Raw genomic sequence first — 23,295 nt, 5'->3', positions numbered from 1 at the left:
GCGGACGGCGGCCGGCGAGACTCCGGTCCTCGGAACCCGGGCCCGGTTGTCAGGGCAGGTAGTACGGGCGGTGATGGGCGGCGACCGGAGCCGACTGGTACGTCCAGACCCCGGCGGCGGGAGCGGTGCCGACCAGCCGGGCGAGGTCGTCGACGGCCTCCGCCGTCCGGTCGCCGAGGGTGAGCCGGACTCGTCCGGCGGTGCCGTCGTCGAGCGGGTGGAAGCGGTACGGCTGGTGGACGATGAGCGGTCCGGCCAGCAGCCGGCCCTCCTTCTCGGTGCCGTAGCCGGTGATCGGGGTGTTGACGACCGGCTCGCCGTCGAGCCCGGCCAGGTCGGCCTCGACGGCGAGGAGTTCCTCCTCGTACCGTCGGAGCCGGCTCGGCTGGCCGCCCCCGTCCGTCGCGCCCGTCCCGCCCGTCCCGTCCGGTTCGAGGGCGGCCCTGCGGCAGGAGAACGACCAGCGGTCGTGGACGGCGGCCGCGTTGAGCGAGGGGAGCAGCGTCACGAACCAGCCGGGGTACTTGGGTTCGGCGTAGAGACGGGTGCCGGCGTCGATGGCGAGCGGGTTGTCGCAGAGCACGTGGAGACGGGCGATGCCGAGCAGTCCGGTCCGGTCGTGGCCGCGGGCGTACTCGCCGTAGCCGACGGCCGGGAGCCGGTCCACGGCGTTCCGGGGGTGGGCGATGACGTTGATCTCCACCTCCTCGGTGATGCCGCCGCCGTTCGGGTACTGCGCGAAGTACAGCTGGTAGTTGAGCGAGACGCAGGCCCGGCCGTCGAAATCGGCCGCGGCCAGCGCAGGGTGGCGCTTGGCGAGCAGCTCGCGGACCGGGCCCGGGTCGACCAGGTAGTCCACGCCGATGTTGTGCAGCGCTCCGTAGTGGAACGGCAGGTGGTAGGGCTCCGGCACGGGCGGCAGGGGCAGAGGGCCGGTCACAGGGACTCCCGGAGGGGTGCGGCCACAGGACGGGCCGGAGGGACGGTGGCGGGCGGAGGTACAGCGGGCGGAGGTACAGCGGGCGGAAGTGCAGCGGTCGGAGGCACAGCGGGCAGTGGCGCGGCGGGCGGTGCACCGGGCGGTGCACCGGGCGGTGCACCGGGCGGCGCGACGAGCACGGCCGGGCCTCGGAGCGCCAGCAGGTCGCGGTGGATCCGGTCGGCGCTGCGCAGGGCGAGCGCTGCCATGGTCAGTGAGGGGTTGGAGGTGCCGAGCGAGGGCATGGAGCCGCAGCCGACGGCGTAGAGGTTGGGGTGCTCCCAGCAGCGCTGCCACTGGTCGACCACGGAGTCGGCCGGCGAGTCGCCCATGACGTGGGTGCCGCCGGCGTGGCCGGCGCCCCGGTAGGCGTAGGCCCGGCCCTCGTGTTCCAACCGACCCGGCCAGCCCGGGCCGGCCTCGTAGCGGGTGTGGTCCTCGGCGCCGAGCAGGGCGAAGAGCTGGTCGGAGACCGCGCGGGCGGAGGCCATGCCGGCGCGGACGTACGGGGAGAGGTCGTAGTGGATGGCGGGGCGTGGCAGGCCGAGGCGGTCCCGGCGGTCGGGGTCGAGGGTGACCCGGTTGGCCGGGTCGGCGGGCTGCTCCAGTTCGAACTGGAGGCAGAACTGGCGGCCGAGCCGGTCGCCGAGCCGGTGGCGCAGCTCCTTGCCGCGCAGTCCCGCGCGGAGCAGCCCTTCCACCTCGACCTGGGGCGGTCCGGCGGCCCAGGACCAGCCCCAGTTGCCGATCTCGACCCGGAACGGCGCCCGGCGGGTGCGGGCGGGGCCGAAGCGGAAGGACTCCAGACCGCTGGTCGAGCCCGGTCCCCGGTAGGGGCCGACGGGGTCGGGCATGAGACCCCAGGTGAGCAGCGCCGGATGGTCCATCAGGTTGCGGCCGACCTGACCGCTTCGGCGCGCGAGGCCGGAGAGGAGCAGCAGCCGGGCGTTCTCGATGGCGTGGGCGGCGAGAACCACGAGGTCGGCCGCCACGGTGTGGGCCGTGCCGTCGGCGAGGTACTCGACGCCGGTGGCGCGGCCGTTGCCGTCGACGAGGACCCGGCTCACCACGGCGTCGGTGCGCAGCCGGACGGTGGGCGACCACCGGGCCTGGGTCCGCAGCGGCGTGTACTTGGCGCCGCTCGGGCAGACCGGGACGCATGCGGCACTGCCCTGGCAGAGCGGGCCGTGCTGCCGGTGTTCCGGGTCGGACGGGTCGGATGGGTCGGATGGGCGGGACGGGTCGCCCGAGTCGGACGGGCGGGTGGGCCGGCCGTTGCGGGCGTGCGGGGTGGCGGAGACGGCGAGCCGGGCGTCCTCGGCCATCGCGGGGTCGCGGACGGTCCGGCCGTCGACGGCGCGGGCGACCGTCCGGTCGAGGTGGCTGGCGGGGATGGCGCGCATCGGGAAGGCGTAGTCCTCGGGGACGGGCAGTCCGACCGCGCGGCGTTGCTGTTCGGCGTCGGCGGCGACGCCGAGCTCCCACTCGGCCTCGCGGTAGTACGGCTCCAGGTCGTGGTAGCCGATCGGCCAGTTGCGGCCGTGGCCGAGGTCGGCGGTGCGGAAGTCCTCGGGGTGCATGCGCGGGGTGAGGCCGGTCCAGAGCAGTCCGGTGCCGCCGTTGGCGCGCAGGTAGCCGCTGGCGTAGGGCAGCGGGCCGTGCTGGATCAGGTGCCCGGTGGCGGAGAACCCGCCGCCGGGGAGTCCCACGAGGTCGGTGACGTCGGGGGACGGCGCGTCCTCGCTCCGCGGGTACGGGGAGGTGGGGGTGCCGCCGCCGGCGGCCCGGTACGCGGTGGTGGTCGCCGCCGCGTCCGGGACGGGGTGGCCGGCTTCCAGGACCAGGACGCGGTGCCCCTGTGCCCCGAGACGGTGGGCGACCAGCGAGCCGGCGAAGCCCGCACCGACCACGATGACGTCCCAGTCCCGTCCCTCCGGTCGATGATCCACCGGCCGGAGGTCGGCGGGGCGCGGGTCGGCGGGCCGGTGGTCGGCCGACCGGCCGTCGGCGGGGCGGGGGCCGGCCGGGGAGCGGTCGGCCGCCCGCCGGTCGCCCTGCCCGCTGTTCGCGGGGGCGCGGTTCACCGGTCGCCACCGCCGTCCGGGGCCTCGGACCAGCTGCCGTGGCCCGGGGAGGCGGAGCCGGGCGGGGCGCCGCGGAAGGTCCGCCACATCAGTCCCTGGTCGTAGGCACGGGGCGAGGAGGGCGGTTCGTCCGGCCAGGCGCCGACGTACCAGAGGCGGAGGAGGGCGTGTTCGTCGCGGGCCCGGTGGGAGAGGAGCGTGCGGTGGTGTTCGCGTGCCATGCCGGTGGCGCGCAGCTCCGTCTCGTCGAAGCCGGTCAGCTCGGCGGAGATGCGGAGGAAGTCGGCGAAGTCCGTGAGGTCGGCGAGGCCGGCCTCGTCGGAGAAGTGGTCGTGGTCGTCGATCGCTGGCAAACCGGCACCCCCGCGGCGAGCACTGCGCGTCCTGGACATGACAGCAGGTCGGCCGGTCGGCCGCGCGCCGTCATGGCGATGCTGCCTCCTCGGCCCACGTTCCCGAACGACCTGATCGAAACCGACCGGATCCGATCGATCAGCCCGCCATCCAGCACCAACCTTCGACCATCCTCCGACCTGATCGTGTGCTGAAGTGACCGGCCCCGTGACGGCTCCGTGCCGGATTGTCCGAAGACCCGACGCCGTCGGATACGGAGGATCCCCGCACGGCCCGTGCCCCCGCCCGTGCCCCGGCCCGCCCGACCCGCCCGGGCCTCCCCGCCCGGCCCGGCCCGCAGCGGTCGCGTCCGTCGCCCGGGCGGCGCAGTGCAGCGCGCGGAAGCGGCGGTCGGCTGCGATCTTCGGAGCACACGGCGGGTTCGCCGTGCAGACGTGGTGTCGATACCTGGAGGCCCGGATGTGGCAGGCTCCCCCCGCCCCCGCCCCCTATCCGAGCGAATGGCTGCCGGCCCTGGACATTCCGGCGCCGGGACCGCAGAACCGCCTCACCGTGCTGGTCCGCCTGCTGCTGCTGATCCCGCAGTTCATCGTGGTCTGGGTGTTGTCGGTGGTGGCGTTCCTGGTCGCGGTGGTCGGCTGGTTCGGCGCGCTGGTGCTGGGCCGGCTGCCGGTGTTCGCCTCCGACTTCCTCTCCTCGTACGTGCCGTACGAGACGCGGGTGAACGCCTACCTGCTGCTCACGGTCGACCGCTACCCGCCGTTCGCGTTCCGGACGCCCGAGTACCCCGTCCAGGTGGAGTTGCGGCCCGGCGGTGAGCTCAACCGCCTCGCGGTGTTCTTCCGCCTGATCCTGGTCATCCCGGCAGCGATCGTCCAGGGCCTGCTGTACGCCGGGTGGTGGCTGGTCGGCTGGATCAGCTGGCTGGTGGTGCTGATCCTGGGCCGGATGCCGGAGCCGCTGTTCGAGGCCACGGCCGCCATCCTGCGCTACCGGATGCGATACATGGCCTACCTGCTGATGCTCACCTCGGCCTACCCGAAGGGGCTGTTCGGCGACGAGCCCGGCGGGCCCGTCACGGTACCGGGCGCCGCGTCAGCAGCCGCCGGGACGGTGGGTGCCGGGGCCGCCGGCACCGGCTCCGTGGGCACCGGCCCGGCAGCGGGAGCCCGGGTCTCGGCGACCCGCCCGCTGGTGCTGAGCGGAGGCGGACGCGCGCTGCTGGTGGTGTTCCTCCTGCTCGGCCTGCTCTCCGGCGTCACCGGTTCCGTCACCACGAGCTTCACCTCCGACGACGACAAGGACAGCTGGTACTCCGGCCCGCCGGCGCCCGGACCGGCGGACCGCTGACCCCGGCCGTCCCACCCTCCCGACCTCCGAACTTCCGGACCTCCCGGCCTCCGGACCTCCCTGACCCCGCGCACCGCCGGGCGGCCGGGCCCTACGGCCTCGCGGCCTCCCGGCGGTGCGCGGGGTCAGGGCTGCAGAGCCAGCCGTTCACGGCGAAGCGGCTGTCCTCGTGCCGCCCGCTCGGGCAGCTGACCGGTCGCACCTCGTGCCAGGCCGTGGGCCGGAAGAACACGATGCTGTCGTGCTCGGGCTCCCAGTCGCGCCAGGTGCGCTCCTGCCACCTCCCGGCCGTCTCGGTGTGCAGCGGAAGAGCGGTGTCGAACACCCGCAGCTCGCCCCCGCCGAAGGGCCGGGGCGTGCGGTGCAGGTAGTAGACGAACGTGAGCAGCCGCCGGGGAGCGTACTCGGCGCTGGTGTCCTGGTGCGGCCGGTAGAAGTCGCCGTCGTTGTGGACGTTGAGGCTGTAGTCGGGCTCGGTGTACCGGCAGGAGACCCCCAGCGTCCGCTCGACCGCTTCCAGCACCTCGTCGACGGCCGACGTCAGCTCGGGCGCGGCGAACTCCTGACTCGACCGCGAGCGGCGGACGTCCGGGTCCACCTCCCGGTCTCGGACCATCGAGGGCTTCAAGGTGCCGTCGGCGGAGGCGATGGCGCGCTCCAGCAGGGCGCCGGCCGTCCGCTCGCCCAGGAACTGGGTGATGCGGCAGACCGTCACGGGAAGCCGCCAGATCGCGTCCGTGCTCACCGGCGACCGCCGGTCCTCCGCCTCTGCCCCCGTCTCCGCCGTCTCTGTCCCCACCGTCTCTGCCCCCGTCTCCGCCCCCGCTTCCGTCTCCGCCGCGGACGACCCCGTCGCGGTGTCGCGCGGTGCCACGGTGTGCCGGTTCGTCATGGTGTCCCTGCCTTCCGGATCGCGGTGGGTGCCGTCACGGGCCGTGTGTCCGGCGTCGTCGCTCGGGCCGGAGCGGGTTCTCCCGCGGCCTCCCGCAGGCGCCCCAGCTCGACGGTGAGCTCGTCCACCCGGCGGTTCAGCGCCTGGATGCACACCAGGGCGACGCCGAGCCCGTCGACCACGGGGATCCTGGTGTCGTCGCGGTTGAGGCCGAAGGCGGCGTGCCAGTCCTGGGCCATCGGTCCGAGGTGGCGCACGTCCTCGGGCTCCCAGACGTAGCGCCAGGTGCTGACCGGCAGCGCGGCCACGGTCTCCAGGACCCGGTAGCCGTTGACCGTGCCGGCCGGGGCCACGCCGCCGTCCTCCCGCACCTCGGCCGAACGCCCCTCCGGGGCGACCGGCCCCGGGCCGCGGCGGTCGGCCCGGGGCGGCCGGCGGACGAGCGGCACCACTACCGGCTCCAGTCGACCGGGACCACGTCCTGCTTGAGCCCGCGGTCACTGCAGATGGCGCACGGGCTGTTCGGAACGCCGGGGCCCTGGTCGATGCCGATGGTGATCGCCCCGTGGGCCCCGGCCGGGGCGTGGACGCCGTCGCCGACCATCGCGGCCTCGTAGCCGCCCAGCAGTTCCTGGAGGGTGCCGGGCCCCAGGTTCTCGGGGGCGGAGATCGAGGCCACTCCGTCGTAGTCGGTGTAGGCCGCGCCCAGGGTCCGCCCACCGATGGTGGCGAACACGATCCGGGCGCCTCGGATGGGCTCCCCGGTCACCGCGTCGGCGGCCATCGCATGGATGTTCTCCAGCTGCATCTGGGTGACGTTGAGGCTCGCCTGGCTGGCCGAGAGCCGGGTCGGCTTCAGGCTGGGGCACTCCGCCCCGCCGCACGACGTGTCCGGCGACGCGGACGCGGACGCGGTGGCGCCGCCACCCACGCCCAGCGATGCCAGCGCCGCGGCCACCACCGCGACGGTCTTTCGGCCTGCAGAACTCATGTCCGCTCCCCTGGGACTCGCCCGAGCGAGATCCGCGCCGCGCTCGACGGCCGGAGCGGCCGTGGCGCGTGCGGCACGCGACGGGTGCCGCCCCCTTCGGACGACGGGCCGAGCGTATCCACGCCCGTCCGGCCCAACCGGCCTGACAATCGCCAGTTCGCGCGATCTGATGAACGGTCGGCGAGACGGTGACGAACGTGATCGACGCGCACAAACCGATGAGCGACCGCCGGAGCGCCGCCCCGGTGCCGGGCGGGCGGTCCTGCCGCCGAACGGCCTGCGCTCCGCTGCCCGGGAGGCGGCGGAGCGCAGGGGTCGGAGCGCAAGGGTCGGAGCGCGGCGATCAGGCGTGCGGCGATCAGGGCGTACGGACCCCGGGCGTACGGACCCCGGGCGTACGGGCCCCGGGCGTGCAGACGCCCGAAGCGCGGACCCGGAAGGTCTAGAAGGTGAGGTTCCAGGCGTCGATCGTGCCGACGTCGCCCGAGGCGCCGTCCTTCACCCGGAGCTTCCAGGTGCCGTTCGCGACGCTCGCGGCGGCGTACACCGTGTACGTCTTGGCGACGTTGTCGGCGCTGTCACCGTTCGCGAAGTCCTCCAGCAGGTACACCGTGCCGTCGGGGGCGACCAGCGAGATGACGAGGTCGCCGCGGTAGGTGTGCTTGACGTCCACGCCGACCTTGAGGGTGGCGGGGGCGTTGCCGGCGACGCCGGTGACGGCGATCGGGCTCTCCACGGTGGCGTTGTCGGAGATCGTGACGTCGGTCAGGTTCTCGAAGTACTTCCCGGTGGGCGGGGTGCCGCCGCCGACGGCCTTCAGCGCGTCGACCTGGCCCTCGCCGAAGAAGGCGTTGTTGGCCGTGGTCCCGGTGCAGCGGCTGTCGGAGCCCGGGCAGGCCACGTCGTTGGCCTGGGTGGAGAGCCGGGACCGGATGTCGGCCGGGGTGAACGTCGGGTTGGCGCCGGCGATCAGCGCGGCCACGCCGGCGACGTGCGGGGAGGCCATCGAGGTGCCGCTCTTGGTGCCGTACTTGCCGCCCGGGAGCGTGGAGTAGACGCCGGTGGCGCCGTCACCGCCCGGCGCGGCGACGTCGATGACGCCCCGGCCGAAGTTGGAGTAGGAGGCCTTGCCGGTGCCGCTGGCCATCGCCGCGACGGTCACCACGCCGGGCAGCTCGGTCGGGATGTCGATGCAGGCGTTGGTGATGGTGCGGGTGACCTTGGTCGAGTCGTTGGGGCTCTCGCTGTCGGTCGTCTTGTTGGCCAGGTCGTAGTTGGAGTTGCCCGCGGCGGCGACCTGCAGGGAGCCCTTGCCCTCGGCGTACTCCTGGGCGCGCCGGACGCCCTCGATGATGGCCGCCTGGTCCAGGTTGTCCGGGCAGTTGAACTGCCACGGGTCGGTGTAGTAGCTGTTGTTGGTGACCTTGAATCCGTGGTCGCCGGCCCAGACGAAGCCGCAGACGGTGTTCTCCGCGAAGAAGAGCGTGCTGGTCGGCTCGGCTATCCGGACCGAGGCGATCTTGACGCTCGGGGCCACGCCGATGACACCCTTGCCGTTCTTCGCCGCGGCTATGGTGCCGGCGACGTGCGTGCCGTGGGTGTCGACGTCCCGCCAGGCCCCGGTGCGGGCGTCGGCCTTGCCGTACGCGCAGGAGGCCGAGTCCGCGGCGTCGAAGTTGGGCGCGAGGTCCTGGTGCTGGTCGTCCACACCGGTGTCCAGCACGCCGACCTTGACGGCGGACGAGCCCGTGGTGACGGCCCAGGCCTGGTCGGCCTTGATCTGGGTCATGTCCCAGCGGTTGGACTCGGTCAGCGTGGTGGCCGACTGGCTGGGGTTGGCGGGGAGCGCCGGGCTGTAGGCGTCCGCGGGGACGTCGGACGTCCGGGTCGCGCCGACCTGCTGGATGCCGGCCACTCCGCGCAGGGTCGCGGCGAAGGTGCCTGAGGTCGAGTGGGCGACGACGACGCCGATCGCGTCGTAGCTCGCGAAGACCGTGCCGCCGTTGGCGGTGACCGCGGTCTTGGCGGCCGCGACGTCGGCGGGCGCGCTGATGACCAGGTAGGCGCGGGTCCCGGCGGCCCAGCCCGCGGCGATCTGCGGGGCGGTCGCGGCGGGTGCGGCGGGTGCCGCTGCGGAGGTCCCGGCCGGCCCGGTGGCCGTCTCGGCGGCGAACTTCGCGGCGGCCGCGGGAGCGGCGGGAACGGTGGGAACGGTGGGAGCGGTGGGCGCTGCGGCGGCCAGGGTGGCGGGGGTGGCCAGGACAGCGGCGGCGAGCAGGGCGAGCGCGGCGGCGGGGCGGCCGGCGCTCCGGGATATCAGGGGTGACACGTGCATCCTCCGATCGACCCGTGCTTGAGGGGATCACACGGGGTTTGAACGCAACATGCCAGAACCGTGAGCATTTGGGGAAGGCTTTACGCATGACGGCTTGTCACAAACGTGTCAACTTTTGATGTCCCGCCGGTTGCCGTGCCCCGCCCGCCCGCGCGGAACCGGCTCTCCGGACCGTCCGGCGCCCCCGCGCGGGGCGGATCCGTCCGCCGTCAAGGCGTGGCGATTTGACTGATATCTTCGAAAAAGCCCCAATTCTGCGATTGGCCGGAGGCACCCGCGCGTGCCGCCCGGCACGACAGGAGCAGGAATGACCGGTGGACCGGAGCCCATCAGCGAGGCCGCCCGCGAGGCGCTTCAACGGGAACTCACCGACCTGCGGACCGAGCGCGGGAAGGTCGCCGCCACCCTGCGGGGCGGCGACGAGGCGGGCGACCCCGCGGACCAGGCCGACGAGTTGCAGCGCGCCACGGAACTCGAACGCCTCGACCGCAGGATCACCGAGATCGACGGACGGCTCCGCGAGGCCGCCGTCGCAGGACGGCCCAGCACCGACACGGTCGGCGTGGGCAGCACCGTCAAGGTCCGGTTCGCGGACGCCGCGGAGATGACCGTCCAGGTGGGCGAGGTCGCCGAGGCACTGGACCGGACGCTGGTCACCGTCGACAGCCCGCTCGGCCACGCGCTGCTCGGCCGCCGGGCCGGCGACACCGTCGACTACGAGACTCCCAGGGGCCCGACGACGGTGGTCGTCCTGTCGATCGGCGCCGAGGACGGCGAGGACGGCGAAGACGGCGAGGACGACGAGGACAGCGAGGGCACCGAGGACGAGAAGGGCGACGAGGCGTGACCGACGGCCCCGGAAGCCGAATGGCGCGCCCCCGGCACCGGACGTAGCCTGCCCGGAAAGCGCGCTTTGTCCCTGCGCGCCCGCACGGTGGAAGGGTCGAGAGCCTTGAGCAGCGACAACGGCTTGAGTACCGGAGAAGACCAGCAGGACCCCTCCGAGCAGGACCCCCCGGAGCCCCGGGTCGGGCCCACGCCCGACGGGGAGCCGGAGTTCCGCCCCTACCACCACCCCGCCGCCGCCTGGGGCGCTGCCGCAGGCGTGACCCGCTTCCTGGTCCGCGAGGGCGCACTGGTCGACGGCCCGCGGGCGATCGTCAAGATGAACCACGAGAACGGCGGGTTCGACTGTCCGGGGTGCGCGTGGCCGGACGACACCAAGGGTCTGCACCTGGACATCTGCGAGAACGGGATCAAGCACGTCACCTGGGAGATGACCCGCAAACGGGTCGGCCGCGAGTTCTTCGCCGCGCACTCCGTGACCGAGCTGTCCGGGTGGAGCGACTACGACCTGGAGAACCAGGGCCGGCTGACCGAACCCATGGTCTACGACGCCGCTTCGGACCACTACGTCCCGATCCGCTGGAAGGACGCGTTCGAGCTGGTCGGCCGCACCCTGCGCGAACTGGACGACCCGAACCGGGCGTCGTTCTACACCTCCGGCCGGCTCGGCAACGAGGCCACGTTCCTCTACCAGCTGATGGCGCGCGAACTCGGCACCAACAACCTCCCGGACTGCTCGAACATGTGCCACGAGGCCAGCGGCCGCGCCCTCCAGGCCTCGCTGGGAACCGGAAAGGGGACCGTCGACCTCAAGGACTGGGAGACCGCCGACGCCCTGTTCATCCTGGGGGTGAACGCCGCCTCCAACGCGCCCCGGATGCTCACCGCCCTCGCCGAGGCGTACCACCGCGGGGCACAGATCGTGCACGTCAACCCGCTGGTCGAGGCGGCGGCCACCCGCACCATCGTCCCCCACGACTTCCTCGACATGGGCCTCTACAGGACCACCCGGACCAGCACCCTGAACCTGCAGCCCCGCATCGGCGGCGACATGGCGCTGCTGCGCGGCATGGCCAAGGCCGTCCTGGAACAGTCCGTCACCGACCCCCGGGCGCTGGACCGCGAGTTCATCGACCGCCACACCGCCGGCTTCGACGAGTACCGCGCGCTGTGCGAGGCCACCCCGTGGGAGGAGATCGAGCGGCAGTCCGGACTGGGCCGCGCCGACATCCTCAAGGCGGCGCGCGTGTACAGCGAGGCCGACCGCACCGTCGTCAGCTGGTGCCTGGGACTCACGCAGCACGAGCACGGCGTCGACACCGTCCGGGAGATCGTCAACCTGCTCCTGCTCCGCGGCAACCTGGGCCGGGAGGGTGCCGGCCCCTCCCCCGTCCGCGGGCACAGCAACGTCCAGGGCAACCGCACCTGCGGCATCGACCACCGGCCGACCGACGCGTTCCTGGACCGCCTCGCCGAGGTCTGCGAGATCCGGCCGCCCCGTGCCCACGGCCTGGACACCGTCGCCACCATCAAGGCGATGCACCGCGGGGACGTCACGGTGTTCGTCGGCATGGGCGGCAACTTCGCCCTCGCCGCGCCCGACACCCCGTACACCTACGAGGCGCTGCGCGCCTGCGACCTCACCGTCCAGGTGAGCACCAAGCTGAACCGCAGCCACCTCGTGCACGGCCGGCAGGCGCTCATCCTCCCGTGCCTCGGCCGGACCGAGAAGGACCACCAGCGCAGGGGGATCCAGAGCACCTCCGTCGAGGACTCGATGAGCATGGTCCACCTGTCGGTCGGCATGAAGCGCCCCGCCTCGCCGCACCTGCTCTCCGAGCCGGCCATCGTCGCCGGCATGGCCCGCGCGGCCCTGCCCGACAGCGCCACGCCGTGGGAGTGGTACATCGAGGACTACGACCGGATCCGCGACACCATGGCCCGGGCCCTCGACGGCTTCGAGGACTTCAACCGCCGGGTACGGCTGCCCCTCGGCTTCCGCATCAAGCAGCCGGCCCGCGAACTGGTCTTCCTCACCCCGTCCGGCCGCGCCGAGTTCTCCGCCGCCGCCCTGCCGGACGTCGTCCCGGCGCCGGGCACCCTGGCGCTGGGCACCATGCGCTCCCACGACCAGTGGAACACCACGATCTACTCCGACAACGACCGCTACCGGGGCATCAGGAACCTGCGCACGCTGGTCTTCATGAACCGCGCCGACATGCGCGAACGCGGCATCGCCGACCTCGGCCCCGTCGACATCACGAGCACCGCGAAGGACGGCAGCCGACGCTCCCTCCGCGGCTACCTCGCGATCCCGTACGACATCCCCCGCGGCTGCGCGGCCGGGTACATGCCCGAGATGAACGTGCTGTGCGCGCTCGGCGACTACAGCACCCAGAGCGACCAGCCGATCATGAAGCACGTCAAGGTCACCATCGACCCCGCCGCCTGAGCCGCCCCGGGCCGCCCGCGCCGCCCGCGCGGTCCGGCCCGACCGCGCGATCCGGGTGGCCCCGGGTGGGCCCGGGTGGGCCCGGGTGGCCCTGGGTGGCCCTGGGTAGCCCTGGGTGGCCCCGGGTGATCGGTGCCCCGGACAAACGGGACGATCGCTGCGGCCCCGGGCGGACATGATGTCCGTGACCCACCGGCACCAGACGCGCAGCGAGGCACAGATGGCCGACTCCCCCGGCACCCCCGGCACCCCCGACGCATCCCCGGCTCCCGGCACCGCGGAGTCCTTCCGGCTCCACCCCGGGTCGCCCGGCTCCCCCGTGATCCTCCACGTCCCGCACTCCTCGCGGACGATACCCGCCGGCGTCCGCGCCGGGATCGTGCCGGACGACCGGGCGCTCGCGCTCGAACTGGACCACATCACCGACGCACACACCGCGGAGATCGCCCGGCTGGCCGCGCAGACGGCGCGGACGACGCCCTGGCGCTTCGTCAACCGGCTCTCCCGACTGGTCGTCGACCCCGAGCGGTTCCCCGACGAGCGCGAGGAGATGCTCGCGGTCGGCATGGGGGCGGTCTACACGCGGACCACGCACCGCGAGGAGCTCCGCCCGGCCGGCTTCGACGGGCGGCCGCTGCTCGAACGCTACTTCCACCCGTACGCGCAGGCCATGACGGCGGCGGTCGCGGAGCGCCTGGAGGCGGTCGGGCGGGCGGTGATCGTCGACGTCCACTCGTACCCGACGAAGGCCCTGCCCTACGAGCTCCACGGCGACGGCCCGCGGCCACCGATCTGCCTCGGCACGGACTCCCGCCACACGCCCGCCCCGCTGCTCGACGCGGCGCAGCGGGCGTTCGCGGACTTCGGTGGCACCGGCCTCGACAGCCCGTTCGCGGGAACGTACGTGCCGCTGCGGTACTACGGGGGGACGGCGGACGTCAGCGCGCTCATGGTGGAGATCCGGCGCGACCTCTACATGGCCGAGCCCGGCGGGCCCGCGGGCCCCGGCCTGGACGCGCTCGCGACCGCGCTGGCCCGGCTCGTCGACGAGGTCTCCGCCTGACGCCCCGTCCACGCGCCCCCTGGGGAGCCGCCAGCGACGCGGCGAGGCGCGGCGACGACGACGCGAGGGCGACGACGGGAGGGTGACGACGGGGCTCAGTCCCGAACGCCCCGCCCGTCCGGGACGCCCCGCCTGGAGGAGGCCCGGACATCCAGGCGGGTGTCCACCACCGTGCCGGCGGGTTCCGTCGCGCCGCCCTCCAGCGCCGCGACCAGCAGTTCCACGCCGGCGACCGCGATCTGTTCCGGCCGGAGGCTCAGGGTGCTGACCGGCGGCTCGGCGTGCTCGGCCGCGGCGTCCTCGCTGACGCACACCAGGAGCAGGTCCCCGGGGACCGAACGGCCGTGCCGCCGGGCGGCGTCCAGGATCAGCGGCGGGCTCGCCTCGCTGGCCACCAGCAGCGCGTCCGGCGGTTCGGCGGCGCCCAGCGCGCGTTCGACCGCCGCGATGGCCGGGCCGTTGCCGGGCCCGCTGGAGTACACCTCCCGCGGTGCGGTGCCGTGCCCGGTGCACCAGGCCCGGTAGGCGTCGACCAGCCGGGTGTGGAAGCGGATCGCGGTGTCCGGCAGGACGAGGGCGGTCCGCCGGGCGCCCTCGGCGCGCAGGTGGTCCAGCACCCCGGTCACGGCCGCTTCGGTGTCGATGTCCACCCAGTAGGCGCCGGCCCGGCCCTCCACCGAGCGGTCGGTGAAGACCGGGATGCGGGCGGCGATGAAGTCCTCCACCATCGGGTCGCCCGCCATCGGGTCGGCGACGATGGCCGCGTCGAGCGGCAGGTCCGCCCACTCGCCGGGGCCCGCGCTGGTGGGGAGCATGACCAGCGCGTAGCCGTGCTGCAGCGCGGCCTGCGCGGTCGCGCTGGTCAGCCGCGCGTAGTACGGCGAGTCGAGGTAGGCCCAGGGCGAGGTGGCGAACTCCCCCACCGCGTAGCCGATCAGCCGGGCGTGGCCGGCCCGGAGCAGCCGTGCGGTGGCGTTCGGCCGGTAGCCGAGCCGCCGGGCGGCGTCCCGGGCCCGCTCGCGGACCGTCTCGGACATCCGGCCGGTGCCGTTGAGCGCGGCCGACACGGTCGTCTTGGAGAGCCCGGCCTCGCGGGCCACGTCGACGAGGCGGACTCGGGGGGCGGCGGACGGTCCGCCGTCGCGCGGGGTTTGCGTCATGTGCCGATGCTGCCACTCGCGGCCGCCTCGCGTCACCCTTCGGTGACCTTTGGAGAATCGTTCCCGCAAAGCCTTGTGCGGGAACGTTCCCGCATCAATACTCGCCACCATCTCCAAGCGCCCCCCACAACGCCCTGAAAGGGGTGGGTCTCCTTGCGCCTGTCCAGATCCGCCAGCCTGCTCGCCGCCGCCGCACTGCTCGCCGCGGCCGTCACCGGCTGCTCCGGCGCCACCGGGAACGGCGACGGCTCCGCGGGCACCACCGCCTACCAGGTCACCCCCGACACCCCCGCCGCCAAGGGCACCGTCCCGTCCTTCACCTGGTCGCTCTACGCCGAGCCGCAGACCCTCGACTACGCACTGGCCTACGACTACCCGCCGAACACGGTGCTGGCCAACGTCTGCGAACAGCTGTTCCGGGTCACCCCCGACCTGAAGATCGTCCCCGGCCTGGCCGTGAAGTCCGCCAACCCCGACCCGCTGACCTGGGTCTACACCCTGCGCGAGGGCGTGAAGTTCCACGACGGCGGCACCATGACCGCGGACGACGTGGTCGCCTCCCTCCGACGCCACCTCGACCCGGCCACCGGGTCCTCCTGGGGCTCCGCCTTCAAGAACGTCGACTCGATCGAGAAGACCGGGCCCCTGGAGGTGACCATCCACCTCACCAAGCCCGACGTGCTGCTCAACGAGCTCCTCGCCGCCTCGCCCGGCACCGTCGAGAGCGCGGCGTACCTCGCCAAGGCGGGCCAGGACTACGGCGGGCCCCGGGGCGGCGTCGACTGCACCGGCCCCTACGCCCTCGACAACTGGTCGCAGGGCGACAGCCTCACCCTCAAGAAGAACCCCGCCTACTGGGACGCCTCGCTCGCCCCCAAGGCGGACAGCGTCAAGTTCGTCTTCATCCAGGACCCGGCCGCCCGCGCCAACGCCTTCCTCTCCGGCTCCGTCGACGGCGGGTACATGGTGCCGTCCGCCTCGCTGGCGCAGCTCAGGGCCTCCGCCCAGGGCACGGTGCACTTCGGCCCGAACACCGGCGCCGCCGGCCTCGCGGTCCTCGACCTGAAGGGCACCCTCGGCGACCTCAGGGTCCGTCAGGCGCTGTCCAGGGCGCTCGACCGCACCGCCCTCGTCAAGGCCGCCGCGGGAGGCGTCGGCACCCCCGCCAAGGCCCCCGCCGCGCAGGCCGCCTGGGGCGTCGCCCCGGACCGCACCGCCGGCTACTACGCCGCCCTGCCCGAACCGGTCTACGACCTGGAGGGCGCCCGGAAGCTGGTCCAGGAGGCCGGCGCGGCCGGCCGGAAGGTGGTGATGGCCACCAGCTCGCTCGCCCCGGAGATCAGCGTGGTCGCCAACGCCGTGCAGTCCGCCGGCAAGCAGATCGGCCTGGACGTCGCCCTCAGGCCGGTGGCACCGGACGCGTACACCGCCCTGTTCGTCGACCCGGCCGCCCGCGCGGGCATCGACCTCGTGGTGACCAACGGCTACGACAGCACCCCGGACCCGCTGGAGTTCTACCAGTCGCTGCACACCGGCGACTTCGGCAACTACGGCGGCTGGTCGGACCCCGCCTACGACGCGCTCTTCGACCAGGCGGTCGCCGCCGCCGACCCCGGCACCCGCGCCGACCTGACCGCCCGGCTGCAGCAGATCGCGGTGAACGAGCTCCCGAGCATCCCGCTGTACGAGGCGCCGTACACGCTGTTCCTCAACAAGCGGATCACCGGCGCGCCCACCGGAATCGCCCAGCTGTACTACCCGTGGGCCGCGACGATCGGCGCCGCGAACTGATGACGCGCTACCTCCTCGGCCGGCTCCTAGGGCTCGCGGGCGTGCTGCTGGTGACCTCCTTCGTGGTCTTCAGCGCCGTGCACCTCGCCCCCGGCGACCCGGTGTCCTTCCTCCTCAGGGGCCATCCGGTGACGCCCGAGACGCGCGCCGCGATCACCGCCCAGTACCACCTCGACGACCCGTTCCTCACCCAGTACCTGAAGTGGCTCGGCGGCGTGCTGCACGGCGACTTCGGCCGCTCGGTGCAGTTCCGCCAGGACGTCGGCGCGCTGATCGGCGCCCGCCTGCCGTCCACCGCGCTGCTGGTCGGGTTCTCGGCGGTGCTGGTGTGCGTGCTCGGCGTGTCCGCCGGCGCCCTCGCCGCGCTGCGCGGCGGCCGGACCGACCGGCTGGTCCTGGTGGCCACCGGCGTCACCACCGCCACCCCGCCGTTCGCCGGCGCGCTCGTCCTGGTCTCGGTCTTCTCGGTGCAACTCGGCTGGTTCCCCGGGCCCGGCTCGCAGGGCACCGGGTTCGGCGACCGGCTCCACCACCTCACCCTGCCGGCCGTCGCCCTCTCGGTCACCCTGACCGGGCTGCTGGCCCGGGTGACCCGCTCCGCGATGCTCGACGAACTCGGCCGCGAGCACGTCGAGGTGGCCCGCTCCCGCGGCGTCCCCGAGCGCACGGTGGTCCGCAGGCACGTGCTGCGCAACGCGCTCGGACCGATCGTCACGGTCGGCGGCGCGATGCTGGCGGGCCTGCTGGTCTCCACCTCCGTCGTGGAGACCGCGTTCAACGTGCCCGGCATCGGCTCCCTGCTGGTGCAGTCGGTGACCGTGAAGGACTTCCCGGTCGTCCAGGCGATCACCCTGCTCACCGTGACCGGCTTCGTCCTGGTCAACCTCGCCGTCGACCTGCTCGCGCCGCTGGTCGACCCCCGGCTCTCGCTCACCCGCCGAGGAGGTACGGCATGACCGCCGCCACCGCCGCCGAGCCGCACCGCCGCCCGCTGACGGGCCGGCTGAAGGCGCTCGGCCAGGGCCCGCTGTTCACCGCCGCCGTCGCGGCGCTGACCCTGCTGGTCGCCGTCGCGGCCTTCGCGCCGCTGCTCGCCCCGTACGACCCCGACCTGATGGACCTCGGGTCCAGCCTGGTCGGCACCGGCGCCGACCACCTGCTCGGCACCGACCAGTCCGGCCGCGACATCCTGTCCCGGCTGCTGCACGGCGCCCGCACCGGCCTGCTCGGGCCGCTGCTGGTGGTCGGGCTCTCCACCGCGCTGGGCATCCTGCTCGGCGTGGTGGCCGGCTGGCACGGCGGCTGGGTCGACACCCTGCTGTCCCGGGCGATGGACCTGGTGTTCTCCTTCCCCGGCCTGCTGCTGGCGATCCTCTTCGTCGCGGTCGCCGGTCCGGGCCTGACCGCGCCGGTGATCGCCATGGCGATCGCCTACAGCCCGTACGTCGGGCGGCTGGTCCGCGGCATCGCCCGGCAGGAGAAGGCCCGGCCGTACATCGAGTCCTACCGGGTGCAGGGCTGGTCCGGGTGGACCATCTGCCTACGGCACCTGCTGCCCAACATCGCACCCACCGTGCTCGCCCAGTCGGCGATCAACTTCGGGTACGCGCTGATGGACCTGGCGGCGCTGTCCTTCCTCGGCTTCGGCGTGCAACCGCCCGCCGCCGACTGGGGCGCGATGATCAACGAGGGCCAGTCGGCCGTCCTGCAGGGCGCCATGCTGCCCGCGCTGGCGCCCGCCGTCTGCATCGTGGTCGCCGTCGTGGCGTTCGGAATCGTCGGCGAGGGCATCGCCGACCGGATCGCGAGGCGGGAGCGGTGATGACCGGAACCCTTCTGGAAATAGACGAGTTGACGGTCCGGCCGACCGGCCGCGGGGCGGCCCGGCCGATCCTGGACGGCGTCTCGCTGCGCGTCGCGGCGGGCGAGACAGTCGGCCTGGTCGGCGAGTCCGGCTCCGGGAAGTCGGTGGCCTGCCGCAGCGTGCTCGGCCTGCTGCCCGAACGGGCCGCGACCACGGGCCGGGTCTCGGTGGCCGGCCGCGACGTCCTGGCCATGGACCGGCCCGGCCTGCGCGACCTGCGGGCGCGCCAGGTCGCCATGGTCTTCCAGGACCCGCGCGCCTCGGTCAACCCGCTGCGCCGGGTCGGCGACTTCCTCACCGAGGGCCTGCGCGCCGCCGGCACCCCCGCGGCGCAGGCCGACGACCGGGCCGCGGAACTCCTCGAAGCCGTCGGCATCCGCGACCCGCGCGGCGCACTGCGCCGCTACCCGCACCAGTTCTCCGGCGGCATGCTGCAACGCGTCGTGATCGCCGCCGCACTGGCCGGACGGCCCGCCCTGCTGCTCGCCGACGAGCCGACCACCGCGCTGGACGTCACCACCCAGGCGGAGGTGATCGCCATCCTCACCCGGCTGCAGGCCGAGCGCGGCACCGGCATGCTCTTCGTCACCCACGACCTGGAGCTGGCCTCGGCGATCTGCGACCGCGTGTACGTGATGTACGCCGGACGGATCGTCGAGACGCGGTCCGCCCGCGACCTGTTCGAACGCCCCCGCCACCCGTACACGGCGGGCCTGCTCGCCTCCACCCCGCGGATCGAGCCCGGTGCCGCACCGCCGCGCCCGATCCCGGGCCGTCCGGTGTCCCTCGCCGAAGCCCCGCCCGGCTGTGCCTTCGCCGCCCGCTGCGCCTTCGCGGAGCCCCGCTGCACCGCCGGGCCGCCCGCCCTGGAACCGCACGGCGACGGCCTCGCCGCCTGCCTGCGCGCGGACGAAGGGATCCTGGCATGACCGCCCCTCCCCCCGGCCTGGTCGTGGACGGGCTCGTGAAGCGCTTCGGCGACCACCGGGCCGTCGACGGCGTCTCCTTCACCCTGCCGCCCGGCGGGTCGCTCGGCATCGTCGGCGAGTCCGGCTGCGGCAAGACCACCACGGCCCGGATGCTGGTCGGCCTGGAGACCCCCGACGCCGGCACCGTCCACCTGGACGGCCGCGACCGCTCCGCCCGTCCCCGCGGCCGCGCCGAACGGCTGGCCCGCGCCCGCGGGATCCAGATGGTCTTCCAGGACCCCTACCTCTCGCTCGACCCCCGGATCACCGTCGCCGCCTCCGTCGACGAGGTGCTCCGGCTGCACGCCACGGCGGGCCCCGCCGCCCGGCGGGCCCGGGTCGCCGAACTGCTCGACCAGGTCGGCCTGGGCGAGCGCGAAGCCGCGGCGCTGCCCCGCGGGCTCTCCGGCGGCCAGCGCCAACGCGTCGCCATCGCACGGGCGTTGGCCGCCGAACCCCGGGTGCTGATCCTCGACGAGGCGGTCGCCGCCCTCGACGTCTCCGTTCAGGCGCAGATCCTCGACCTGCTCGCCGGGATCCGCCGGGAGGCCGGCATCGGCTTCCTGTTCGTCAGCCACGACCTCGCCGTGGTCCGGCACATCACCGACCGGGTGGTGGTCCTCAAGGACGGCCGGGTCGTCGAGGCCGGCGACACCGCACGGGTGCTCGACGACCCACGGCACCCGTACACCCGGCTGCTGCTCGACTCGGTCCCCCGCCGCGGCTGGGACCCGGGCCGGATCGCCGAGGACCGCCGCGCACTCGACCACGCCGGGCCCGTCCGGGACGGGCCGGACCACCCCGGGCCCGACCGGGACGGGTCGGACCGCACGGGGCCCGGCCGGGACGGGCCCGACCCGGACACCGCCGAGCCCGCCGCCCGCCCCTCCGAACCCAAGACCGAACGGACGGCCGACGCATGACCGACAGCACCGAACTCGCCCACCTCCCCGCCACCGAGGCCCTGCGCCGCTTCCGCGACCGCTCGCTCTCCCCGGTCGAGCTGATGACCGCCGTCATCGAACGCGCCGAGGCCGTCGAACCCCGGGTCAACGCCCTCGCCGAGCGCACCTTCGAGGAGGCCCTCGACGCCGCCCGCGCCGCCGAGGCCCGCTACGGCGGCCGGGGCGAACCTCCCCGCGCCCTGGAGGGCCTGGCCGTCGCCACCAAGGAGGAGCAGCCGATCGCCGGCCGCCGGGCCACCGACGGCTCACTGGCCTTCCGGGACGAGATCGCCGAGCGCACCCACCCGGTGGTCGAGCGGATCCTCGCCGCCGGCGGCATCGTGCACGCCCGCACCACCACACCCGAGTTCAGCTGCGCGATGTTCACCCGGTCCCGGCTGTGGGGCATCACCCGCAACCCGTGGAACCCCGCCTACTCCCCCGGCGGCTCCTCCGGCGGCTCGGGTGCCGCGCTCGCCTCCGGGTCGGCCACCCTCGCCACCGGCTCCGACATCGGCGGCTCGATCCGCCTCCCCGCCTCCTGCACCGGCACGGTCGGCTACAAGCCGCCGTACGGGCGGGTGCCCGCGATGGCGCCGTTCAACCTGGACACCTACTGCCACGACGGTCCGATGGCCCGCACCGTCGCCGACACCGCGCTGCTGCAGAACGTCATCGCCGGTCCGCACCCGCTCGACGGCGTCTCGCTGCGTCCCAAACTGGTGCTGCCGGAACGGTTCGACGGCGCGGCCGGCCTGCGGGTCGCCTACTCCCCCGACCTCGGCGACTGGCCGGTGGACCCGGAGGTCGCCGCCAACACCAGGGCCGTCGCGGACGCACTGCGCGCGGCCGGCGCACTGGTCGAGGAGGTGGACGTCAAGCTCTCCCGGGAGGAGGTGCGGACGGCCGCGATGATCCACTTCGGGGCGGTCTTCGGCCCGTACGTCACCTCGGTGGCGGCCGAGTTCGGCGAGCTGCTCACCCCGTACGCGCTCGCGTTCGCCGAGCAGACCGGCGCGGCGGGCCGGGAGCCGGGGGCCTTCCTGGCCGGCCTGGAGATCGAGGCCAGGATCCAGGCGGTGCTCGGCGATCTGCTCGACCGCCACGACGTGCTGCTCTGTCCGACCAGCGGCATCCCGGCGCTGCTCGCCGACGACGACTACACGGTGACCCGGCCGGTGGTGGACGGCGTCGAGCTGGAGCACTACGTGGACACCGCGCTCACCACGGTGTTCAACATCGCCGCCCGGCACCCGGTGCTGTCCGTCCCCTCCGGGGTCGCCTCCACCGGTGTGCCGACCGGCGTCCAACTGGTCGGCCGGACGTACGACGACGCGACGGTATTCCGCGCCGCCGCCGTCGTCGAGGCGGTCCGACCCTGGCAGCGCATCGCGCAGCTCTGACCGCACGCGGCGGGGAGGGGGTTCCGGGGTTCCGGATCACGGACGGCCCGGCCGGAACCCCGGGACCCCCTCCCCGGCCGTCCGCCTCGCCGTCCGTCCGCCTCGCCGTCCGTCGCGCTCCGCCTCGCGGTGGGCCCGTCGCACGGCCGCGGCAGGCCGCCGGCGCTGACCGCAGGCCGCCGGCGCCGGCTGCGGTCGGTCAGCTCTGGAGATGGGCGGTCAGGACCTCCAGGACGGCGGGGCGCTGGTCGGCGAGGTAGAAGTGGCCGCCGGGGAACACGTTCAGGTCGAAGGAACCGGTGGTGTGGGCGGCCCAGCCGCGGACCTGTTCGACCGTCGCACGCGGGTCGGCGTCACCCGTCAGGGCGGTGACCGGCAGGGAGACCACCTCGTCCGGCGCACAGCAGTACGTCTCGATGGCCGTGTAGTCGCCGCGCAGTGACGGCATGATCAGCTCGCGCAGCTCCGGATCGGCCAGGACGCGCTGGTCGGTGCCGCCGAGCCTGGCGACCTCCGCGAGCAGGCCGTCGTCGTCGAGCAGGTGGACCTTCGACTCCCGGGGCACGGAGGGCGCACGACTGCCGGACACGCAGAGCCGCACCGGACCGTCCGCACCGTCGCGCTCGAACCGGCGCGCCACCTCGAAGGCCACGGAGGCGCCCATGCTGTGCCCGAACAGCGTGAGCGGGCGGTCCGCCCAGCTCAGCAGCGCCTCGTAGATCCGGTCGGCGAGGACGGTCAGCGAGTCGACCGCCGGCTCGTCGAACCGGTTCTGCCGGCCCGGGTACTGGACGGCGAGCACGTCCGCGTACGGCGAGAGGGCGGCCGACCAGTCCAGGAAGTAGCCGGCCGCCCCGCCCGCGTGCGGGAAGATCACGACCCGGGCGGGCGCCGCGTCGAAGGGGTGGAAGCGGCGGAACCAGAGGCTCTCGGTGACGGCGGTGTGGCCGGGCATGCGGGGGCTCCCTCTCGGCGGGCTGGTCGGCTGGTCGATCTCCTGGCCCCAGTCTCCCCACCCGACCGCCCCGCCCACCAGGCCACCCGCCGGGGCGGCACCGTGACGACCGCCACTCCCGCAGCCGCCACTCCTGGGTCGGCACACCCCCGGCAGGCCCCCGGCGCAGCTCCGGCACGCCCGCGCAGGCCCGCGCGGGCCGCTCTCAGGCCCCCGCCGGCGGGCCCGCCGTCGCCGGCCCGAACCGGGCCCGCACCGCGCGCGAGCGGGAGACGCCGTCCAGCAGGAGCACCGAAGCGGCCTCCGGCGCGGGCGTCGCACCGGCACCGCGGGCGTGCCGGGTGAGCGCGGAGAGCAGGCGGTCGAGGCCCCGGCGGTGCCGGGCGAAGGCCCGGCGGGGCGCCCAGCGGCCGCGGGCCTGCTGCCCGGCCAGGGCGGTGGCGGCGCCGACGTCGAGCAGGACGAGGTGCAGTTCGCGCCCCTGCCGGGCCGCCGACCGGGCGAGCCAGCGGCGCATCCACGCCCGGCTGCCGCAGTCGTGGACGAGGAGCGGACCGCCCCGCCGGACCGAGCGGCGGAGCAGCCGGAAGTGCTCCAGCCGCGCCCAGGGCCGGTAGACGGCGTACGGCAGGCGCGTGGGCATGACGGCGGCGCAGGCCTCGTGGACGGCGCGCGGGTCGACGGTGGCGGCGCGCGGCGCCGCGGCGGACCACCGGCGCAGCAGGGTGCTCTTGCCGCTCCCGGGCAGGCCGGAGACGACCACGACGGCGTCGCCCGGGTAGCCGACGGTGAACGGTTCGCCGGCGTCGCCGCGCAGGTCGACCAGGTCCCGCGGTTCCATCGCCGCTCCTGCCCGCACCGGCG

General features: G+C 74.4%; 19 protein-coding genes and 1 pseudogene. 10 read left to right on the top strand and 10 right to left on the bottom strand.

Going from position 1 to position 23,295, the window contains the following annotated elements:
• Positions 1-49 precede the first annotated feature (49 nt).
• From AC067J_RS20320 to AC067J_RS20310, 3 genes are read right to left on the bottom strand one after another with little or no spacing between them, the layout of a single operon-like run.
• On the bottom strand, positions 50-940 hold the full coding sequence (locus AC067J_RS20320) for a hypothetical protein (protein ID WP_478301068.1): 891 nt from the start codon (positions 938-940) through the stop codon (positions 50-52).
• Positions 937-3,063 (bottom strand): GMC family oxidoreductase, encoded by a 2,127-nt coding sequence (locus tag AC067J_RS20315; protein WP_478301066.1) that lies wholly within the window; start codon positions 3,061-3,063, stop codon positions 937-939. The genes AC067J_RS20320 and AC067J_RS20315 overlap by 4 nt, the downstream gene beginning before the upstream one ends.
• The gene (locus AC067J_RS20310) at positions 3,060-3,416 is read right to left on the bottom strand and encodes a hypothetical protein (protein WP_478301064.1); all 357 of its coding nucleotides are present in this window, start codon (positions 3,414-3,416) and stop codon (positions 3,060-3,062) included. Before AC067J_RS20310 ends, AC067J_RS20315 begins: the two co-directional genes overlap by 4 nt.
• A 460-nt stretch (positions 3,417-3,876) precedes the next feature.
• Here AC067J_RS20310 and AC067J_RS20305 point away from each other — a divergent pair, with 460 nt between their 5' ends.
• Positions 3,877-4,767, top strand: coding sequence for a DUF4389 domain-containing protein (locus tag AC067J_RS20305; RefSeq protein ID WP_478301062.1), 891 nt, complete (start codon positions 3,877-3,879; stop codon positions 4,765-4,767).
• A gap of 91 nt (positions 4,768-4,858) precedes the next feature.
• Here AC067J_RS20305 and AC067J_RS20300 read toward each other — a convergent pair whose 3' ends face one another.
• The 4 genes from AC067J_RS20300 to AC067J_RS20285 all read right to left on the bottom strand — a co-directional run bounded on the left by AC067J_RS20300 (position 4,859) and on the right by AC067J_RS20285 (position 8,985).
• Positions 4,859-5,512, bottom strand: coding sequence for a 2OG-Fe(II) oxygenase (locus AC067J_RS20300; RefSeq protein ID WP_478301060.1), 654 nt, complete (start codon positions 5,510-5,512; stop codon positions 4,859-4,861).
• Positions 5,513-5,655: 143 nt separating this feature from the next.
• Entirely contained in the window at positions 5,656-6,111 is a 456-nt protein-coding gene (locus AC067J_RS20295) for a tail fiber domain-containing protein (RefSeq protein ID WP_478301058.1), read from the bottom strand.
• Complete coding sequence (locus AC067J_RS20290) at positions 6,111-6,650, bottom strand: hypothetical protein (RefSeq protein ID WP_478301056.1); 540 nt, start codon at positions 6,648-6,650, stop codon at positions 6,111-6,113. Before AC067J_RS20290 ends, AC067J_RS20295 begins: the two co-directional genes overlap by 1 nt.
• A 442-nt stretch (positions 6,651-7,092) precedes the next feature.
• Entirely contained in the window at positions 7,093-8,985 is a 1,893-nt protein-coding gene (locus AC067J_RS20285; protein WP_478301054.1) for a S8 family peptidase, read from the bottom strand.
• A 307-nt stretch (positions 8,986-9,292) separates the two neighbouring features.
• Here AC067J_RS20285 and AC067J_RS20280 point away from each other — a divergent pair, with 307 nt between their 5' ends.
• The 3 genes from AC067J_RS20280 to AC067J_RS20270 all read left to right on the top strand — a co-directional run bounded on the left by AC067J_RS20280 (position 9,293) and on the right by AC067J_RS20270 (position 13,346).
• Positions 9,293-9,832, top strand: a complete 540-nt coding sequence (locus AC067J_RS20280; protein ID WP_478301052.1) for a GreA/GreB family elongation factor — start codon at positions 9,293-9,295, stop codon at positions 9,830-9,832.
• Positions 9,833-9,955: 123 nt separating this feature from the next.
• Positions 9,956-12,283: an FdhF/YdeP family oxidoreductase gene (locus tag AC067J_RS20275; RefSeq protein ID WP_478301050.1), complete on the top strand. Its 2,328-nt coding sequence runs from the start codon at positions 9,956-9,958 to the stop codon at positions 12,281-12,283.
• 220 nt (positions 12,284-12,503) lie between these two features.
• On the top strand, positions 12,504-13,346 hold the full coding sequence (locus AC067J_RS20270) for an N-formylglutamate amidohydrolase (protein WP_478301048.1): 843 nt from the start codon (positions 12,504-12,506) through the stop codon (positions 13,344-13,346).
• Positions 13,347-13,441: 95 nt separating this feature from the next.
• On the opposite strand, the gene AC067J_RS20265 is transcribed toward AC067J_RS20270, so the two are convergent.
• Positions 13,442-14,506, bottom strand: coding sequence for a LacI family DNA-binding transcriptional regulator (locus tag AC067J_RS20265; protein WP_478301046.1), 1,065 nt, complete (start codon positions 14,504-14,506; stop codon positions 13,442-13,444).
• A gap of 153 nt (positions 14,507-14,659) precedes the next feature.
• Here AC067J_RS20265 and AC067J_RS20260 point away from each other — a divergent pair, with 153 nt between their 5' ends.
• From AC067J_RS20260 to AC067J_RS20235, 6 genes and pseudogenes are all read left to right on the top strand, one after another.
• Positions 14,660-16,297, top strand: a complete 1,638-nt coding sequence (locus AC067J_RS20260; RefSeq protein ID WP_478301044.1) for an ABC transporter substrate-binding protein — start codon at positions 14,660-14,662, stop codon at positions 16,295-16,297.
• Complete coding sequence (locus tag AC067J_RS20255; protein ID WP_478301042.1) at positions 16,297-17,253, top strand: ABC transporter permease; 957 nt, start codon at positions 16,297-16,299, stop codon at positions 17,251-17,253. Before AC067J_RS20260 ends, AC067J_RS20255 begins: the two co-directional genes overlap by 1 nt.
• Positions 17,250-18,119 (top strand): ABC transporter permease, encoded by an 870-nt coding sequence (locus AC067J_RS20250; RefSeq protein WP_478301040.1) that lies wholly within the window; start codon positions 17,250-17,252, stop codon positions 18,117-18,119. The genes AC067J_RS20255 and AC067J_RS20250 overlap by 4 nt, the downstream gene beginning before the upstream one ends.
• Complete coding sequence (locus AC067J_RS20245; RefSeq protein WP_478301038.1) at positions 18,119-19,090, top strand: ABC transporter ATP-binding protein; 972 nt, start codon at positions 18,119-18,121, stop codon at positions 19,088-19,090. Before AC067J_RS20250 ends, AC067J_RS20245 begins: the two co-directional genes overlap by 1 nt.
• Positions 19,087-19,893 (top strand): annotated as a pseudogene (locus AC067J_RS20240) (ABC transporter ATP-binding protein); the annotation flags it as partial. The gene AC067J_RS20245 and the pseudogene AC067J_RS20240, both read left to right, overlap by 4 nt.
• Positions 19,894-20,048: 155 nt before the next feature.
• Positions 20,049-21,476 (top strand): amidase, encoded by a 1,428-nt coding sequence (locus tag AC067J_RS20235; RefSeq protein ID WP_478301036.1) that lies wholly within the window; start codon positions 20,049-20,051, stop codon positions 21,474-21,476.
• Between the two features lie 199 nt (positions 21,477-21,675).
• On the opposite strand, the gene AC067J_RS20230 is transcribed toward AC067J_RS20235, so the two are convergent.
• Both AC067J_RS20230 and AC067J_RS20225 read right to left on the bottom strand, forming a co-directional pair.
• Positions 21,676-22,431 (bottom strand): thioesterase II family protein, encoded by a 756-nt coding sequence (locus AC067J_RS20230; protein WP_478301034.1) that lies wholly within the window; start codon positions 22,429-22,431, stop codon positions 21,676-21,678.
• Positions 22,432-22,636: 205 nt separating this feature from the next.
• Complete coding sequence (locus AC067J_RS20225) at positions 22,637-23,272, bottom strand: AAA family ATPase (protein ID WP_478301032.1); 636 nt, start codon at positions 23,270-23,272, stop codon at positions 22,637-22,639.
• Positions 23,273-23,295: the final 23 nt, after the last annotated feature.

This window comes from Kitasatospora sp. NPDC042419, from assembly GCF_056437345.1.
The sequence above is the reverse complement of the archived record's forward strand: the minus strand, read 5'-3'. Positions and strand labels throughout refer to the sequence as shown.